The following is a 16,530-nucleotide window of genomic DNA, read 5'->3' as shown; positions in this document are numbered from 1 at the left end:
GTCCAAATTCGCAGACAGCATCCCCAAGGACACCCTCCGTGGCAAAAATCACCAAAACCTTCCAGTACGGCAAGCACACCGTCACGCTTGAGACCGGCGAAGTTGCCCGTCAGGCCAGCGGCGCCGTCATCGTCAAGATGGACGACACCGTACTGCTGGTCACCGCCGTCGCCGCCAAGAGCGCGCGCGAAGGCCAGGACTTCTTCCCGCTGACCGTCGATTATCAGGAAAAGTTCTACGCCGGCGGCCGTATCCCGGGTGGTTTCTTCAAGCGTGAAGGCCGTGCGACCGAGAAGGAAACCCTGATCTCGCGTCTGATCGACCGTCCGATCCGTCCGCTGTTCCCGGAAGACTACAAGAACGAAGTGCAGATCATCGCCACGGTCATGTCGTTGAACCCGGACGTGGACGGCGACATCCCGGCCCTGATCGGTGCCTCGGCTGCCCTGGCCCTGGCCGGCACCCCGTTCATGGGTCCGATCGGCGCTGCCAAGGTCGGTTACAAGAACGGCGAGTACATCCTGAACCCGACCGTCAGCGAACTGGCTGACTCGCAGCTGGAACTGGTCGTCGCCGGTACCTCCAACGCCGTGCTGATGGTTGAATCCGAAGCCGCGCTGCTGTCCGAAGAAGTGATGCTGGGCGCCGTGACCTTCGGTCACCGCGAAATGCAGAAGGTCATCAACGCGATCAACGAGCTGACCGTCGAAGCCGGCACCAAGCCGTCGACCTGGGAAGCCCCGGCCAAGAACGACGCGCTGATCTCCGCCCTGAAGGAAGCCATCGGCCCGCGCCTGGGCGAAGCCTTCCAGGTGCGTGACAAGCTGCAGCGCCGTGACGCCATCTCGGCAATCAAGAAGGACGTGTTCGAAACCCTGGCTGGCCGCGTGGCCGCCGAAGGCTGGAACCCGGCCGAGCTGTCGAAGGAATTCGGCGAGCTGGAATACCGCACCATGCGTGACTCGGTGCTGGACACCAAGGTCCGTATCGACGGCCGTGCGCTGGACACCGTCCGCCCGATCGCCGTGAAGACCGGCGTGCTGCCGCGTACCCACGGTTCCTCGCTGTTCACCCGTGGCGAAACCCAGGCCATCGTGACCATCACCCTGGGCACCGCCCGTGACGGCCAGGTCATTGACGCCGTTGCCGGTGAGTACAAGGAAAACTTCCTGTTCCACTACAACTTCCCCCCGTTCTCGGTGGGTGAGTGCGGCCGCATGATGGGCCCGAAGCGCCGCGAAATCGGCCACGGTCGCCTGGCCAAGCGCGGCGTGCTGGCTGTCATGCCGTCGCTGGAAGCCTTCCCGTACACCATCCGCGTCGTCTCGGAAATCACCGAGTCGAACGGTTCCTCGTCGATGGCCTCGGTCTGCGGCTCGTCGCTGGCCCTGATGGACGCCGGCGTGCCGGTGAAGGCTCCGGTGGCCGGTATCGCCATGGGCCTGGTCAAGGAAGGCGAGCGCTTCGTCGTCCTGTCCGACATCCTGGGTGACGAAGATCACCTGGGCGACATGGACTTCAAGGTCGCCGGTACCGCTGAGGGCATTTCCGCCCTGCAGATGGACATCAAGATCGAAGGCATCACCGAAGAGATCATGAAGCAGGCCCTGCAGCAGGCGAAGGCTGGCCGTCTGCACATCCTGGGCGAAATGGCCCACGGCCTGACCGCTCCGCGTGAAGAGCTGTCGGACTACGCGCCGCGCCTGCTGACCATCAAGATCCACCCGGACAAGATCCGCGAAGTGATCGGCAAGGGTGGTTCGACCATCCAGGCCATCACCAAGGAAACCGGCACCCAGATCGACATCCAGGACGACGGCACCATCGTCATCGCTTCGGTCAACGCCATCGCTGCGCAGGCCGCCAAGGCCCGCATCGAGCAGATCACCTCGGACGTCGAACCGGGCCGCATCTATGAAGGCAAGGTCGCCAAGATCATGGACTTCGGTGCGTTCGTCACCATCCTGCCGGGCAAGGACGGTCTGGTCCACGTGTCGCAGATCTCCAGCGATCGCGTCGAGAAGGTCGGCGACGTGCTGAAGGAAGGCGATGTGGTCAAGGTCAAGGTGCTGGAAGTCGACAAGCAGGGCCGTATCCGCCTGTCGATGAAGGCCGTGGAAGAAGGCGACGCCGCCAGCGCCGAATAATCGGTATTGCTGATTGTGCGGTGGGTGAGGACCGTTGGTCCTCACGCTTTCGCAAATGAAAAAGCGGGCTTCGGCCCGCTTTTTCTTTGCCTGGAATCCTGTGGATGAGGACCGTTGGTCCTTGCACTTACGCGCCTTCTTCGTCCTCCCCCAGCCACCAGACCTGGCCTGGCTCCGGGGCGCTCATCGGGTGCTCGCGCTGTTCGATGGCCTCCAGCACCCGGCTGGGGGCTGCAGCGCCCCACACCGCCATGAGCTTTTCCACCGCAGCCCGGCCCTGTGCGGCCACGCCGAGGTCACGTTCGCGTCTCCATTGGTCTTCATCTGGCGCCTCATCACCATGCTGGTGCGGCGTGCCGTAGCTGCAGCGGCGGCACAGCCGGCGCACGGTGGCCGTCCAGTCCTCGACCATGCCGATGCCTGGCAGCGTGATGGCCTCCAGGGCAGCGATGTCATCGGCCGAATCACACTGCACGAACACGGTGAAGGTCGTCATGTCCGATGCCTGCAGGCGCTGTATCGCGTTGAACACCGGCACCTGGCGCTCGCCGTAGGTGCGATGGCCGGTTGATGCGCCGTCGTGCAGCACGATGTCGCCGAAGCGGAAGCCGCTTTCGGGCAGCGGTACGTTGTCGATGCGTGCACGCACCGGATCAATGCGGCTCATATACACCACTTCGGCATCGGACCACGGTGCCAAGCGCACACAGGCCACGCCGAAGTTGCCCTCGATCGGACCTTCGCCCTCGGGCAGGGTGATGCCACAGCGGGCCCATTGGCGGCGCGCTTCGGCCCAGTCACCGGCGCCGGTGGCGGCGATACCGGCATTCCACGCGGTGGCTTCATCGAACTCGCCGCGCAGCTGTTCTGATTGCCGGTTGTCCTGCAGCGAGGCAGCCCAGTCGCGCAGGTATTTGTGCGCCAATCCGCGCATGTAATGCAGATACGGCACTTCGGGAGCGAGTGCGATCAGCTCGCCGAACAGCGCCACTGCCTGCTGCAGGTCGCCCTCGCGGAAAACGGCGTAGGCGCGTGCCTCCAGTGCCTGGTGTTCGTCGAGGATTTCGTCGTCCAGCAGGTCGCCGTCGTCAATGTCGTTGTGGTCGGTGCTCATGTCCATGCACGGTTGGAGGTCCGCGGCTACCTTAGCCGATGCATGGGAGACCGGCGTCGGTGTGTGTCCTGCTGCAGTGCATGACGGCAATCGCATGTCTGCCCCGATGTCGTCAAGGGATGCGGCGTGCCTGTCCACTGGACGACATGCCGCGACAACCGTCCCACAGCCCCATCCGTTTGCTAACGTGGCTGCGCCTTCGAACCGGGAGATCCCATGTTCCGCCAGACCGTGGCTGTCCTTGCCGTGCTGATTGCCGGTGCCTTGCCCATTGCCGTGCATGCGGCGCCCGCGCAGCCACCGATCTTCGGTGCCTACTACCCCGGTGGTTCGGCCGAGCGCTACCCGGTGTCGAGCATTCCGGCCGAGCGCCTCACCCATCTGTTCTACGCGTTCTCCACCATCGAGGACGGGCGCTGCACGATCGGTGCCGAAGCGCCGAAGAATTTCGCGGCGCTGGCCGAGCTGAAGAAGGCGCACCCGCATCTGCGCACGCTGATCTCAATTGGCGGATGGGGCGCAGGTGGGTTCTCCGATGCAGCGCTGACCGAGGCCAGCCGCAAGCGCCTGGTCGACTCGTGCATGGCACTGTTCTTCGATCGCCATGCCGGCAGCTTCGATGGCGTGGATATCGACTGGGAATTTCCTGTCAGTGGCGGCCCGAAGGAGCTGGCGCACCGCCCGCAGGATCGCGCCAATCTGACCAGGCTCGCGCAGGCGTTCCGCGTGGCACTCGACGCGCACGGGCGCAAGGAGCGACAGCCGATGCTGCTGACCGCCGCACTGGCCGCCGGTCGCCTGCAGACCGATGGCCCCTACGATCCGGCCGCCAGCTACGACCTGCCGGCGTTGGCCAAGGTGTTCGATTTCATCAACCTGATGAGCTACGACATGGGCACCGGTTTCTCTGCGGTGTCGACCTTCAATGCGCCGCTGCATGAAGTGCCGGCCGATCCGCTGGCCCCGGAGCTGCGGCGCTGGAACAACGTGGCCGGCGCGGTGCAGTACTACCGCGAGCACGGCGTGCCGGCCGAGAAGCTGGTGCTGGGCGTACCGTTCTACGGGCGCGGCTTCAAGGTCACCGGCGATGCAGCGGATGGTCTGTACCAGTCCTACAGTGCGCCGGCCGATGCCGGCGACTGGCGGGTGATCAAGGCGCGCTATCTCGATCAGCCGGGTTGGACGAAACACTGGCAGCCGCAGGCGCAGAGCCCGTGGCTGTACAACGCCGGGCAGAAGATCTTCATCAGCTATGAAGACCCGCGCTCGATCGGCCTGCGTGCGCAGTTCGCCCGCGAGCAGGGCCTGGCCGGGGTGTTCATGTGGGAGCTGACCGGCGACGACGAACAGGCCAGCCTGCTCAACGCCATGCTGGGCCCGTGGCAGAAGGCGCGCATCGGCGATTGAGCTGCATCAGGCGATGCCCGGCGCAATGCCGCAACGCCATTGGCCCAACCCCGCACAGCATGGCCACGCCCGCAGCGTTACGCTGCGGGCATGATCCATCTTGAACGCCTGGACCACCTGGTCCTCACCGTCGCCGACATCGACCGCAGCTGTGATTTCTACCAGCGCGTGCTCGGCATGCAGGTCGTGCGCTTCGGCGCGGGTCGTACCGCGCTGCAGTTCGGCCAGCAGAAGATCAATCTGCATGCGGCCAGTGCCCCGCTGCAGCCGCATGCGCTGCGGCCCACGCCGGGCAGTGCCGACCTGTGCCTGGTCACGCGCATGGCGACAGTCGATGTGCTGTCCCACCTGCAGGCGCAGTCCGTTGCAGTGGAGGAGGGGCCGGTTGCGCGCACCGGTGCGCTGGGGCCGATCGAATCGGTGTACTTCCGCGACCCGGATGGCAACCTGATCGAAGTGAGTCGTTACCCCGGCGAGGCATGATCCTGCTTGGGTAGCGTCGAGCTTGCTCGACGGTGCTTGGCGCGAAATCAACAGCTGTCGAGCAAGCTCGACGCTACAGGGGGCGTTGCGCGCAATGGCAGGTAGCGCCGGGGCATGCCCGGCGAAGGTTCAGTTGGCCCAGACGCTGTTGGGATCGCCGTTGCGGGCGCGGCGCTGGCTGGCCACTGCCAGGCGGGCAAAGCCGAAGGCCATGGCCAGCGCGATGGCGTCGACCCAGAACAGCGGCCAGTGGCCACGCGCGGCGGCGCGCCACAGCCAGTCACCATTGAGTGCGCCGTGCAGCACCGGTACCAGCGCGGTACTGATCGCCGCCGCCCACAGCAACTCGCGTGCGGCCTGCGCCGGGCGTCGCAGCGCGGCCCACAGCGCACAGGCCGCCCAACTGCCGAAGCAGGCCCAGCGGATGCCGCGATCGACCGCTGTCGGCGCCAGCCGCTCCAGCACCAGCGCGGTGACGAACGCGACCGAGATCGCCACGCACAGGCCGATGCACACGCCGACCGTCGCCCGCGCCATGTTCACCCCGGCGCGCGGCTGCTGCGGCTGGCGACGCTTGCGCCGCGACTCGATCCACAGCAGGTTGCCCGAATAGAACAGGAACGCACCGCCAAGGCCGAGCAGGAAGTACAGCCAGACCACCACGCCGTTGCCGAATTCGCCGAAGTGCAGCGCGTAGGCGGCGCTGAGCGTGGCGTGGTTGGCGTCGCGCTGGCCCGGCAGCTGCGAGGCCAGAACGTCGCCGGTGGCCACGTCCAGCGCCACCGCGCCAAGCGGGCCGAGCGTGCCGGTGGATTCGCCGGTGATCTCGATGGTGGCATTGGCATCGCCGGCATTGGCCAGCTTCAGGTAGGCCGGTTCGAAGTTGGCCACGCCCTGTGCGCGGGCGACTTCAAGCGCGCGCGCATGCAGCACGCGCAGGCTGCCCGGCGGTGCCGGAATGCCACTGGCATCGCGCACGGGCGCGGTGTCCATCGCCGTCGGCACCGCCTGCAGCGCCTTGCCGTCGTAGATCAACGGGTTGAGCAGGGCCATCTGCACGAACACCAGGCAGAGCAGGGCACCGGTCACCGCGAACATCAGGTGGAAAGGCAGGCTGAGCACGCCGATCACGTTGTGCGCGTCCTGCCACAGCTGCTTCAGGTTGCGGCCCGGACGCAGCGCGAACAGGTCGCCGAGCAGCTTCGGCAGATGGATCACCAGGCCGCTGAGCAGTGCCATGCCGTACAGCAGGCTGACAATGCCCATCACGTAGATCCCGGCTACGGGCAGGCCGAGGCTGTAATGGAGCTCGTTGACCAGTTCGGCCAGTCCGGTCTGCGGTGGTGTGGGGCTGCCGGCGATCTGGCCGGGCCAGGCATAGCGCCAGCTGCCGTCATCGGCCTGCCAGTACGCAAGCGGCTGCGGGTGTTCGGCGCCGGGGAAGGTCATGCCGACGTGGCGGCGTGCCTCCGGATGCGCAGCCAGCACGTCTTCCAGCAGGTACTGCGCATCGTCCAGCCCGGCGGGCAGTGCGGTGGCGGCTCCCGGGGTCTGCCACAGTGGCAGGTCGTGATGGAACAGGGTCAGCGCACCTGCGTAGAAGGCCACGAACAGGCCGAAGCCGGCCACCAGGCCGACCCAGGTATGCAGGGTGGTGAACGTGCGCAGGGTCTGCGAACTGAACTTCATGGGAGAGGTCTCATTGCACTGCGCCGGTCAGGCGCAGCAGCCCGAGCATGGCGAAGCCGGCGGCGGCGCTGCCACCCAGCACCAGCCAGGCGCGCAGCGCGCTGCGGAAACTGAACGCCCACAGGGCGGCCAGCATCCACAGCGGGATGAAAGCGATCAGGGTCGGCACCAGCGCCCGCTGCCAGGGGCCGGGCGGTACCCATGCCAGCAGGCCGGTCGCGGCCGCGGCCAGGAGGAAGCCGGCCACGGTGCCAGCGAAGGCGCGCGGCCACATCAGGGCGACTCCGTGCCGGGACGGTGCCAGGCGGCCAGCGCCGGCAACAGCATCGCGGCCAGCATCCAGGTGCACAACATCGCCACCAGGCCGGCGGCAAAGCCGAGCTCGGCCATCCACAGCCACAGCGCGGCGGCAGCGGCGACCAGGCCGATCTGGCGGCCCAGGCGGCCGGCGCGGCGCAGGCGCGGCCAGCGGCAATGCGGCGAAGCGGCATAGAAGGCCAGCGCCGAGAACATCGCTGCCAGCATGCCCAGGCTGCAGAAGCCGAGCGTGGAAAGGCCGACGGTGATCATTGCGGGCGGCCGGCGCGGCAGCGGGCCGGCGAACGCGGGGCACGGACGGGGCCGGCGGAAGCCGGTCGGAGCGGGTGGCGCATCACGGGGTCCTGGGGGAAAGCGGGCAGGCTGGCACGGAGCGGCCTGCGCCGACATGGTAATCATTGCGATTTCACGCCGCCAGCGAGGCACATTCAGCCGACCGTACGGTAGCCCTTGGGCTTTCCCGTGCGCTGGTTTAAGATCATCGTAGAACCCTGACTGGAACAAGGTGGCCCGCGCCCAGCGCCGGCCGAGCGTGCGACATGAGCACTACCACCGCCCACTGTTGACCTGCCCCCGAAGGCCCTGTGTTCCAGGCGCCCTCGCGGCGCTTTTTTATTGCCCGGGCGCCGCCCCGGGAACGCTTTCCAGCCCGCCCAGCGGGCCCCGCACGAAGCCACTGCGATGATCAACATTACTCTTCCCGACGGCAGCCGCCGCGAATTTGAAAACCCCGTCAGCGTCATGGAGGTCGCCCAGTCGATCGGCGCCGGCCTGGCCAAGGCCACCATCGCCGGTGCCGTGGATGGCGTGCTGGTCGATGCCAGCGACGTCATCGACCACGATGCCAGCCTGCGCATCATCACCGCCAAGGACGAGGAGGGCGTGGAGATCATCCGCCACTCCTGCGCCCACCTGGTCGGCCACGCCGTCAAGCAGCTCTACCCGGACGTGAAGATGGTGATCGGCCCGGTGATCGCCGAAGGCTTCTATTACGACATCTACTCCGAGCGCCCGTTCACCCCGGACGACATGGCCGCGATCGAGAAGCGCATGGGCGAGCTGATCGCCCAGGACTACGACGTCATCAAGAAGATGACCCCGCGCGCCGAAGTGATCGAGATCTTCAAGGCCCGTGGCGAGGACTACAAGCTGCGCCTGATCGAGGACATGTCCGACGACATCCAGGCGATGGGCATGTACTACCACCAGGAATACGTGGACATGTGCCGTGGCCCGCACGTGCCGAACACGCGCTTCCTGAAGGCCTTCAAGCTGACCCGCATCTCCGGCGCCTACTGGCGCGGCGACGCGCAGAACGAGCAGCTGCAGCGCATCTACGGCACCGCCTGGGCCGACAAGAAGCAGCTCGAGGCGTACATCAAGCGCATCGAAGAAGCTGAAATGCGCGACCACCGCCGCATCGGCAAGCAGCAGGACCTGTTCCACCTGCAGGAAGAAGCACCGGGCCTGGTGTTCTGGCACCCGAAGGGCTGGGCGCTGTGGCAGGTGGTCGAGCAGTACATGCGCAAGGTCTACCGCAACAGCGGCTATGGCGAAGTGCGCTGCCCGCAGATCCTGGACGTGAGCCTGTGGAAGAAGTCCGGTCACTGGGACAACTACCAGGACAACATGTTCTTCACCGAATCGGAGAAGCGCACGTACGCGGTCAAGCCGATGAACTGCCCGGGCCACATCCAGGTGTTCAACCAGGGCCTGCACAGCTACCGCGACCTGCCGATCCGCTATGGTGAGTTCGGTTCGTGCCATCGCAACGAGCCGTCCGGCGCGCTGCACGGCATCCTGCGCGTGCGTGGCTTCACCCAGGACGACGGCCACGTGTTCTGCACGGAAAACCAGATCGAGTCGGAAGTGACGGCCTTCCACCAGCAGGCGCTGGCGGTCTACCAGCACTTCGGTTTCGACGAGATCCAGATCAAGATCGCGCTGCGCCCGGAATCGCGCCTGGGCGACGACGCCACCTGGGACAAGGCCGAAGGCGCGCTGCGCTCGGCGCTGACCGCCTGTGGCGTGGAATGGCAGGAGCTGCCGGGCGAGGGCGCCTTCTACGGCCCGAAGATCGAGTACCACCTGAAGGATGCCATCGGCCGTACCTGGCAGCTGGGCACCATGCAGGTCGACTTCATGATGCCGGGCCGCCTGGGCGCCGAGTACGTGGACGAGAACAGCCAGAAGAAGCACCCGGTCATGCTGCACCGCGCCATCGTCGGCTCGATGGAGCGCTTCCTGGGCATCCTGATCGAGCACCATGCCGGCCAGTTCCCGGCTTGGCTGGCGCCGACCCAGGTGGTGGTGGCCAACATCACCGACGCCCAGGCCGACTACGTCTCGGGCGTGACCAAAACCCTTGCGGAGCAAGGCTTCCGCGTCAGCTCGGATTTGCGTAACGAGAAGATCGGCTATAAAATCCGCGAGCATACGTTGCAGCGCGTGCCCTACCTGCTGGTCATCGGTGACCGCGAGAAGGAAAATGGGGCTGTGGCGGTGCGTACGCGTTCTGGCGAAGACCTGGGCAGCATGAGCCTGCAGGCCTTCATCGAGCGGCTCCACGCCGAGGGCGCGTAAGCAAAGGTCCGGTCCGGGCGCACAGGCACCCGGACCGGTTCGATACCCTTGGGAGAACGTAATATCAGCACCCCTGACAACAAACAGAACCGCAAGAATCAGGAAATCCGTGTGCCGCGCGTCCGCGTGATCGGCAGTGACGGAGAAATGATCGGCGTGTTGTCGCGCGACGAAGCGCTGTCCATGGCCGAAGATGAAGGCCTGGACCTGGTCGAGATCCAGCCGCAGGCCGATCCGCCGGTCTGCAAGATCATGGACTTCGGCAAGTTCAAGTTCGAAGCGCAGAAGAAGGCCAGCGAGGCCAAGAAGAAGACCAAGCAGGTCGAGATCAAGGAAGTGAAGTTCCGTCCGGTCACGGACGAGGGCGACTACCAGATCAAGCTGCGCAAGATGCGCGGGTTCCTCGAAGATGGTGACAAGATCAAGGTCAACATCCGTTTCCGTGGCCGTGAAATGAGCCACCAGGAACTGGGCCGCGAAATGGCCAACCGGATCGAGACCGATCTGGGCGAGGACATCGTCATTGAATCCCGTCCGCGCCTGGAAGGGCGTCAGATGGTCATGATGATCGCGCCGAAGAAGAAGACCTGAGGCCTGACGGGCCGCCTTCCGGGGCGCCTGGCTGAAGGGTTCAGGGTGAGGGGACGCCGCTGGCGTCCCTTTGCTTTTGCAGGACGCCGGTGAATCGCCGGTAAAGGGTTGCAGGGGCTGGTGGCAGGGCGGTTTTGCCTGTATCATGCCCGGCTCGACCCACCCAGGACGGGTCGTACGCCGATCATGGCAGGACGGAAAGAGCGGCCCAGGCCGCCGCCAGATCAGTCAGAAACCAGGGTCATATCCCATCAAGGACATTGCAATGCCCAAGATCAAGACCAACCGGGCAGCGGCCAAGCGTTTCCGCAAGACCGCCTCGGGCAAGTACAAGTGCGGCCACGCCAACCGTAGCCACATCCTCACGAAGAAAGCGACCAAGCGTAAGCGTAATCTGCGTCAGACGGGCCATGTCCGTGCAGAAGACGCAGGCCGTCTGGACCGCATGCTCCCTTACCTCTGAGGAACTGAAAAATGGCACGAGTTAAGCGTGGCGTACAGGCGCGTCGCCGCCACAAGAAAATCCTGGATCTCGCCAAGGGCTATTACAACGCCCGCCGCAAGGTCTTCCGCGTCGCCAAGCAGGCGGTCATCAAGGCACAGCAGTACGCCTACATCGGCCGTAAGCAGAAGAAGCGCAACTTCCGTTCGCTGTGGATCACCCGTATCAATGCGGCTGCCCGCATCAACGGCCTGAGCTACAGCCGCTTCATGAACGGTCTGCTGAAGGCCGGCATCACCCTGGATCGCAAGGTCCTGGCTGACATCGCCGTGCACGACGCAGCCGGTTTTGCTGCGCTGGCCGAAAAGGCCAAGGGCGCGCTGGCGGCATAAGTCCTTCCCGATGCCGTAACCGTTCACTCGGACGGTGTCAGGTCAAGGCAATGCATGGGGAAGGGCGCAAGTCCTTCCCCATTCTTTTTTGGGTCCCGGCGAGGCCACGACGGCAGCGCGGGGACGGCGGTGGCGACAGGGGTCGGCCCTTCGCGCATCGCGATGGCAGATCGACTGGAGTTCCAGCCCCCCATGAGCGACATCCAATCCCTCACCACTCAGGCGCTGGCCGATGTGGCCGCCGCACAGAGCCCCGACGTGCTGGAGCAGCTGCGCGTGGCCCTGCTTGGCAAGAGCGGCAGCATCACCTCGCAGCTCAAGCAGCTCGGTGCCCTGCCGGCCGACGAGCGCAAGGCCGCCGGTGAAGCGATCAACCAGGCCCGCGACGTGCTGACCCGCGCGCTGGGCGAGCGCAAGGCGCTGCTGGAAGACGCGGCACTGGATGCGCGCCTGGCCGCCGAAGCCATCGACATCACCCTGCCGGGCCGCAATGGCGACCGTGCCGGCCTGCACCCGATCACCCGCACCCTGGAGCGCATCACCGGCATCTTCGGCCGGCTGGGCTACGAGCTGTCGGAAGGGCCGGAGATCGAGGACGACTGGCACAACTTCGAGGCGCTGAACTTCCCGCCGCACCACCCGGCGCGCGCCATGCATGACACCTTCTACTTCGGCGACGGCCGCCTCCTGCGCACGCATACCTCCGGTGTGCAGGTGCGCTACATGGGCGACCACGCGCCGCCGCTGCGCATGATCGCCGCCGGCAAGGTGTACCGCAGCGACAGCGACCAGACCCACTCGCCGATGTTCCATCAGGTGGAAGGCCTGCTGGTCGACGAGCATTCGACCTTCGCCGACCTGAAGGGCACGTTGGCCGAGTTCGTGCGCGCGTTCTTCGAGCGCGATTTCGAGATGCGTTTCCGTCCCAGCTACTTCCCGTTCGTTGAACCGGGCGCGGAAGTGGACATCGCCTGGCAGCAGCCCGATGGCAGCACCCGCTGGCTGGAAGTGCTCGGTTGCGGCATGGTGCATCCGAACGTGCTGCGCAACGTCGGCATCGATCCGGAGCGCTACACCGGCTTCGCCTTCGGCATGGGCGTGGAGCGCTTTGCGATGCTGCGCTACGGCGTCAACGACCTGCGCGCGTTCTTCGAGAACGATGTGCGGTTCCTGAAGCAGTTCGCGTAAGCCGCAACCGTGTAGAGCCGAGCCACGCTCGGCTGCTTTCTGGATGGACGCCTGCTTGCGCATGCGCTGGGCGACCCCAAAAACCGCAACGGGAGGCCCGCCTCCCACCAGGGTGACACCATGAAATTCTCCGAAAACTGGCTGCGCAGCCACGTCCCGACCTCCGCCTCGCGCGATGAGCTGAGCGCGGTGCTGACCGCCATCGGCCTGGAAGTGGAAGAAGTAACCGCGCTTGGCGAAGGCCTCGATCACGTGGTCGTGGCACGCATCGTTGAAGCCGTGCGCCATCCGGAAGCCGACCGCCTGCAGGTGTGCAGGGTCGATGCCGGGCAGGGCGAACTGCTGCAGATCGTGTGCGGCGCACCGAACGCACGCCCGGGCCTGGTCGCGCCGCTGGCGATGGTTGGCGCGCAGATCGGCGAGCTGAAGATCAAGCCGGCCAAGCTGCGTGGCGTCGAGTCCAACGGCATGCTGTGCTCGGCCAAGGAGCTGGGCCTGGACAGCGATGCGTCCGGCCTGCTGGAACTGCCGGACGATGCCCCGATCGGCCAGACCCTGGTCGAGTACCTGGGCCTGCCGGACGCCAGCATCGAGATCAAGCTGACCCCGAACCGCGCCGACTGCTTCAGCCTGCGCGGCATCGCCTACGACGTCGCCGCCGCCACCCGCAGTGAAGTGCTGGATTTCGCCGCCGATGCCATCGTGCCGGTTGGCAACCGCGAACTGTCGATCCAGCTCGACGCCGGCGCCGAAGCGCCGCGTTACCTGGGCCGTGTCATCGAAGGCGTCAATGCTGCCGCCAGGACCCCGCTGTGGATGGCCGAGCGCCTGCGCCGCAGCGGCGTGCGTCCGGTCTCGCTGCTGGTCGACATCACCCAGTACGTGATGCTGGAGCTGGGCCAGCCGATGCACGCCTACGACCTGGGCACCCTGCAGGGCAGCATCGCCGTGCGCCGTTCGCGCGCGGGCGAGACGCTGAAGCTGCTGGACGGCCGCGATGCTGCGCTGGACGACAGCTTCCTGGTGGTCACCGATGCTGACCGTGCGGTCGGCCTGGCCGGCCTGATGGGCGGCTTCGACACCCGCGTCACCGACGCGACCACCGCCGTGTTCCTGGAAGCCGCGCACTTCGCGCCGGCCGCGATCATGGGCCGTGGCCGCAAGCTGGGCCTGCACACCGATGCCGGCCATCGCTTCGAGCGCGGCGTCGATCCGGCGCTGCCGCGCACCGCGATCGAGTACGCCACCCGCCTGGTGCTGGACCTGGCCGGCGGTACCCCGGCACCGGTCACCGAGGCCGTGCGTGAAGCCGATCTGCCGCAGCCGGCGACCATCGTGCTGCGCCGCGCCCGCATCACCCGCGTGCTCGGCATCAGCATCGACGATGCCGAAGTCGAGCGCATCCTGCGCGCGCTGGGCATGGACGTGGTTGCTACCGCCGAGGGCTGGCAGGTCACGGCGCCGAGCCGCCGCTTCGACATCGCCATCGAAGAAGACCTGATCGAAGAGCTGGCCCGCATCCACGGTTACGAGCAGATCCCGACCACGCTGCCGGGCGGTGCCTCACGCGTGGCGATGCCGAGCGAGACCCAGCTGGACGCGCTGAGCGTGCGCCGCCAGCTGATCGCCCGTGACCAGCAGGAAACCGTCAACTTCGCCTTCGTCGACGACGCGCTGCTGACCCAGTGGCAGCTGCGCGACGGTCTGGTGCCGCTGGCCAACCCGCTGTCGGCGGAACTGGCGGTGATGCGTCCGTCGCTGCTGCCGGGCCTGGTCGCCACGCTTGGCCGCAATGCCGCGCGCCAGCTGGGCCGCGTGCGCCTGTTCGAGATCGGCCGTGTGTTTGCCCAGCAGGGCGGAGACGGCCAACCGGCGCCGCTGGAAACCCCGCGCGTGGCCGCTGCGGTCTGCGGTGAGGCGCAGGCGGTGCAGTGGGGCCTGCCGACCCGCAAGGTCGATTTCCATGACCTGAAGGGCGACCTGGAATCGCTGGCGGCTGCCAGTGGCGCGCAGCTGGAGTTCCGTCCGTCGGCCCGCGCCTACGGCCACCCGGCGCGTTCGGCCGAGGTGTTCCGCGATGGCGTGGCCATCGGCTGGATCGGCCAGATCCATCCGCGCCTGGCGCGGGCGATGGAGATCGAGGCCGACGTGTACGCCTTCGAGCTGGACCTGGAGCCGCTGACCGCCCGTCGCCTGCCGCGTGCCGGCGAGCTGTCGCGCTTCCCGGCGGTGCGCCGCGACCTGGCGTTCCTGGTGCCTGAGCAGGTGGCCTGGGCCGACCTGGCGGCGACCGTCCGCCAGGCCGCCGGCCCGCTGCTGCGCGACCTGAACCTGTTCGACCGCTATGTTGGCCAGGGCGTCGAGCCGGGCTTCAAGAGTCTCGCTATGGGCTTGATTTTGCAGGACAAGTCGCGCACTCTGACGGACCGCGACGTGGATGCGGTGGTGGCCGAGGCGGTCACTGCCATCGAGCGTGAACACCACGCCCGGATCCGCGGCTGAGCGGGCAGCACTCGGGGGTAGTAGGCAATGGCATTGACCAAGGCGGAGATGGCGGAAAAGCTGTTCGACGAAGTCGGTCTGAACAAGCGTGAAGCCAAGGAATTCGTCGACGCGTTTTTCGATGTGCTGCGTGAAGCATTGGAACAGGGACGTCAGGTGAAGCTGTCGGGCTTCGGTAATTTCGATCTGCGGCGCAAGAACCAGCGCCCGGGTCGCAACCCCAAGACCGGCGAGGAAATTCCGATTTCCGCCCGTACGGTGGTCACCTTCCGTCCGGGCCAGAAGCTCAAGGAGAGGGTGGAGGCTTATGCTGGATCCGGGCAGTAACCGCGAACTACCGCCGATCCCGGCCAAGCGCTACTTCACCATTGGTGAGGTCAGCGAGCTGTGCGACGTCAAGCCGCACGTCCTGCGCTACTGGGAAACCGAGTTTCCCAGCCTTGAGCCGGCCAAGCGCCGAGGCAACCGCCGCTACTACCAGCGCCATGACGTGCTGATGGTGCGGCAGATCCGCAGCCTGCTGTACGAACAGGGCTACACCATCGGTGGTGCCCGCCTGCGCCTGGATGGCCCCGATGCCCGCGAGGAATCGGCGCTGAGCAACCAGATCATCAAGCAGGTGCGCATGGAGCTGGAAGAAGTGCTGCAGTTGTTGCGCCGCTGATCCCATTTCCATCGTAATCCGCTATACTTCACGGCCCGCCGCACTGGCGGGCACATCGCAGCATCAGTCGGGGCGTAGCGCAGCCTGGTAGCGCATCTGCCTGGGGGGCAGAGGGTCGTCGGTTCGAATCCGGCCGTCCCGACCACTGTGATGAATCAAGGAGCCTGCGCAGCAATGCGCGGGCTTTTTTGTGCGTTCTGCAGATCTGATCAGTCTTCCGCGAAGCGGTAGATGAGTTCCGGATCGCCTTCATCCAGGCCATGCACGATGCCGCTGCCCACGAAGCCGGCGGCAGCGAGCAGGCGTTGCATGCCCGTGTTGGAGGCATTGTTCGAGGTGAACAGCTTGCCGCCACCGCGCCACGTGATCGCGTGCCGCAGCAGGATGGCGCCGATGCCCTGGCTGCGCTGTTCGCGCGCCACCATCAACATTTCAATGAAGGCTTCGCCAAAGAAGTGGTGATGGATGACCAGGTAGCCGACGATCTTGCCGTCCTGCTCGGCGACCTGCACGACGCCGTGCGCCAGCCAGTCGGCAATCTGCATGATCCGCCGTGGATCAGTGGCTGCCACGCTGTCGAGCGCGATCAAGGCATCTGCGTCCTGCGGAATGCCGTCGCGCAGGTGCGGAGAAGAGGACGTCCGGTTCATCGCGGGCGCAGCTTCAGCAACAGGCCGCCACCCGACACAAAGCAGGCGAGCAGGACCGCAATCGACAGCGGCAGGTGGAATTCACTGCGACCGAACAGGGCAAAGGTCAGATGGATCAGTGCCGTGCCAATGCCGAGCCCCCCGCACGCCAGTGCATAGCTGCGCGCCGTGGATGTGCCCAGCACGATCTGGCGATAACCCCAAAGCACGGCGCCGACTGCGAACAGGTTGAACAGCAGGAAGCCCTGGATGCCACCGGGGACATGGAACATGGCCCATTCCTGCCAGAACGCAGCGTCGATCTGATGCAGGATCAACGCCAGCAGCGTCGCCAGATACCATCGTTCCATGTCGTGCTCC

17 protein-coding genes and 1 tRNA gene are annotated in these 16,530 nt (G+C 66.2%); 12 read left to right on the top strand and 6 right to left on the bottom strand.

The window, feature by feature from the left end:
* Positions 1-38 precede the first annotated feature (38 nt).
* The gene (pnp, locus tag AC5P5R_RS07370; RefSeq protein WP_005410444.1) at positions 39-2,147 is read left to right on the top strand and encodes a polyribonucleotide nucleotidyltransferase; all 2,109 of its coding nucleotides are present in this window, start codon (positions 39-41) and stop codon (positions 2,145-2,147) included.
* A gap of 127 nt (positions 2,148-2,274) precedes the next feature.
* Here the strand turns inward: pnp and AC5P5R_RS07365 are convergent, their stop codons facing one another.
* Positions 2,275-3,261: a tetratricopeptide repeat protein gene (locus AC5P5R_RS07365; protein WP_223846433.1), complete on the bottom strand. Its 987-nt coding sequence runs from the start codon at positions 3,259-3,261 to the stop codon at positions 2,275-2,277.
* Positions 3,262-3,477: 216 nt separating this feature from the next.
* Here AC5P5R_RS07365 and AC5P5R_RS07360 point away from each other — a divergent pair, with 216 nt between their 5' ends.
* A complete protein-coding gene (locus AC5P5R_RS07360; RefSeq protein ID WP_012480874.1) occupies positions 3,478-4,668 on the top strand; it encodes a glycoside hydrolase family 18 protein in 1,191 nt (396 codons plus the stop codon).
* Positions 4,669-4,758: 90 nt separating this feature from the next.
* Positions 4,759-5,151, top strand: a complete 393-nt coding sequence (locus tag AC5P5R_RS07355; protein ID WP_005410442.1) for a VOC family protein — start codon at positions 4,759-4,761, stop codon at positions 5,149-5,151.
* Positions 5,152-5,280: 129 nt separating this feature from the next.
* Here the strand turns inward: AC5P5R_RS07355 and AC5P5R_RS07350 are convergent, their stop codons facing one another.
* Genes AC5P5R_RS07350 through AC5P5R_RS07340 form a run of 3 tightly spaced genes read right to left on the bottom strand, consistent with a single transcriptional unit; the run spans position 5,281 to position 7,410 of the window.
* Complete coding sequence (locus AC5P5R_RS07350) at positions 5,281-6,840, bottom strand: PepSY-associated TM helix domain-containing protein (RefSeq protein ID WP_005414066.1); 1,560 nt, start codon at positions 6,838-6,840, stop codon at positions 5,281-5,283.
* Between the two features lie 10 nt (positions 6,841-6,850).
* The gene (locus AC5P5R_RS07345) at positions 6,851-7,114 is read right to left on the bottom strand and encodes a hypothetical protein (protein ID WP_005410440.1); all 264 of its coding nucleotides are present in this window, start codon (positions 7,112-7,114) and stop codon (positions 6,851-6,853) included.
* Positions 7,114-7,410 (bottom strand): hypothetical protein, encoded by a 297-nt coding sequence (locus AC5P5R_RS07340; RefSeq protein WP_005410439.1) that lies wholly within the window; start codon positions 7,408-7,410, stop codon positions 7,114-7,116. The genes AC5P5R_RS07345 and AC5P5R_RS07340 overlap by 1 nt, the downstream gene beginning before the upstream one ends.
* Before the next feature lie 429 nt (positions 7,411-7,839).
* Here AC5P5R_RS07340 and thrS point away from each other — a divergent pair, with 429 nt between their 5' ends.
* The 9 genes from thrS to AC5P5R_RS07295 all read left to right on the top strand — a co-directional run bounded on the left by thrS (position 7,840) and on the right by AC5P5R_RS07295 (position 15,665).
* Positions 7,840-9,741 carry a threonine--tRNA ligase gene (gene thrS / locus AC5P5R_RS07335; RefSeq protein WP_005410438.1) on the top strand — a complete coding sequence of 634 codons (1,902 nt, stop codon included), beginning with the start codon at positions 7,840-7,842 and terminating at the stop codon, positions 9,739-9,741.
* 48 nt (positions 9,742-9,789) lie between these two features.
* Positions 9,790-10,332 carry a translation initiation factor IF-3 gene (infC, locus tag AC5P5R_RS07330; RefSeq protein WP_005410437.1) on the top strand — a complete coding sequence of 181 codons (543 nt, stop codon included), beginning with the start codon at positions 9,790-9,792 and terminating at the stop codon, positions 10,330-10,332.
* Positions 10,333-10,597: 265 nt separating this feature from the next.
* Entirely contained in the window at positions 10,598-10,795 is a 198-nt protein-coding gene (rpmI, locus tag AC5P5R_RS07325) for a 50S ribosomal protein L35 (RefSeq protein ID WP_005410436.1), read from the top strand.
* An 11-nt stretch (positions 10,796-10,806) separates the two neighbouring features.
* Positions 10,807-11,166, top strand: coding sequence for a 50S ribosomal protein L20 (rplT, locus tag AC5P5R_RS07320; RefSeq protein ID WP_005410435.1), 360 nt, complete (start codon positions 10,807-10,809; stop codon positions 11,164-11,166).
* 192 nt (positions 11,167-11,358) lie between these two features.
* A complete protein-coding gene (locus AC5P5R_RS07315; protein WP_005410434.1) occupies positions 11,359-12,354 on the top strand; it encodes a phenylalanine--tRNA ligase subunit alpha in 996 nt (331 codons plus the stop codon).
* A 120-nt stretch (positions 12,355-12,474) separates the two neighbouring features.
* Complete coding sequence (pheT, locus tag AC5P5R_RS07310) at positions 12,475-14,856, top strand: phenylalanine--tRNA ligase subunit beta (RefSeq protein ID WP_099497999.1); 2,382 nt, start codon at positions 12,475-12,477, stop codon at positions 14,854-14,856.
* 27 nt (positions 14,857-14,883) lie between these two features.
* Positions 14,884-15,183: an integration host factor subunit alpha gene (locus AC5P5R_RS07305; RefSeq protein WP_005410432.1), complete on the top strand. Its 300-nt coding sequence runs from the start codon at positions 14,884-14,886 to the stop codon at positions 15,181-15,183.
* A complete protein-coding gene (locus AC5P5R_RS07300; RefSeq protein ID WP_005410431.1) occupies positions 15,164-15,520 on the top strand; it encodes a MerR family transcriptional regulator in 357 nt (118 codons plus the stop codon). The genes AC5P5R_RS07305 and AC5P5R_RS07300 overlap by 20 nt, the downstream gene beginning before the upstream one ends.
* 68 nt (positions 15,521-15,588) lie before the next feature.
* A tRNA-Pro gene (locus AC5P5R_RS07295) sits at positions 15,589-15,665 on the top strand.
* A 64-nt stretch (positions 15,666-15,729) separates the two neighbouring features.
* Here the strand turns inward: AC5P5R_RS07295 and AC5P5R_RS07290 are convergent.
* Both AC5P5R_RS07290 and AC5P5R_RS07285 read right to left on the bottom strand, forming a co-directional pair.
* The gene (locus AC5P5R_RS07290; RefSeq protein WP_099497998.1) at positions 15,730-16,170 is read right to left on the bottom strand and encodes a GNAT family N-acetyltransferase; all 441 of its coding nucleotides are present in this window, start codon (positions 16,168-16,170) and stop codon (positions 15,730-15,732) included.
* Positions 16,167-16,520 carry a DUF6713 family protein gene (locus tag AC5P5R_RS07285; protein ID WP_099497997.1) on the bottom strand — a complete coding sequence of 118 codons (354 nt, stop codon included), beginning with the start codon at positions 16,518-16,520 and terminating at the stop codon, positions 16,167-16,169. The genes AC5P5R_RS07290 and AC5P5R_RS07285 overlap by 4 nt, the downstream gene beginning before the upstream one ends.
* Positions 16,521-16,530: the final 10 nt, after the last annotated feature.

The organism is Stenotrophomonas sp. YJH_SMC_19 (assembly GCF_059367915.1).
The sequence above is the reverse complement of the archived record's forward strand: the minus strand, read 5'-3'. Positions and strand labels throughout refer to the sequence as shown.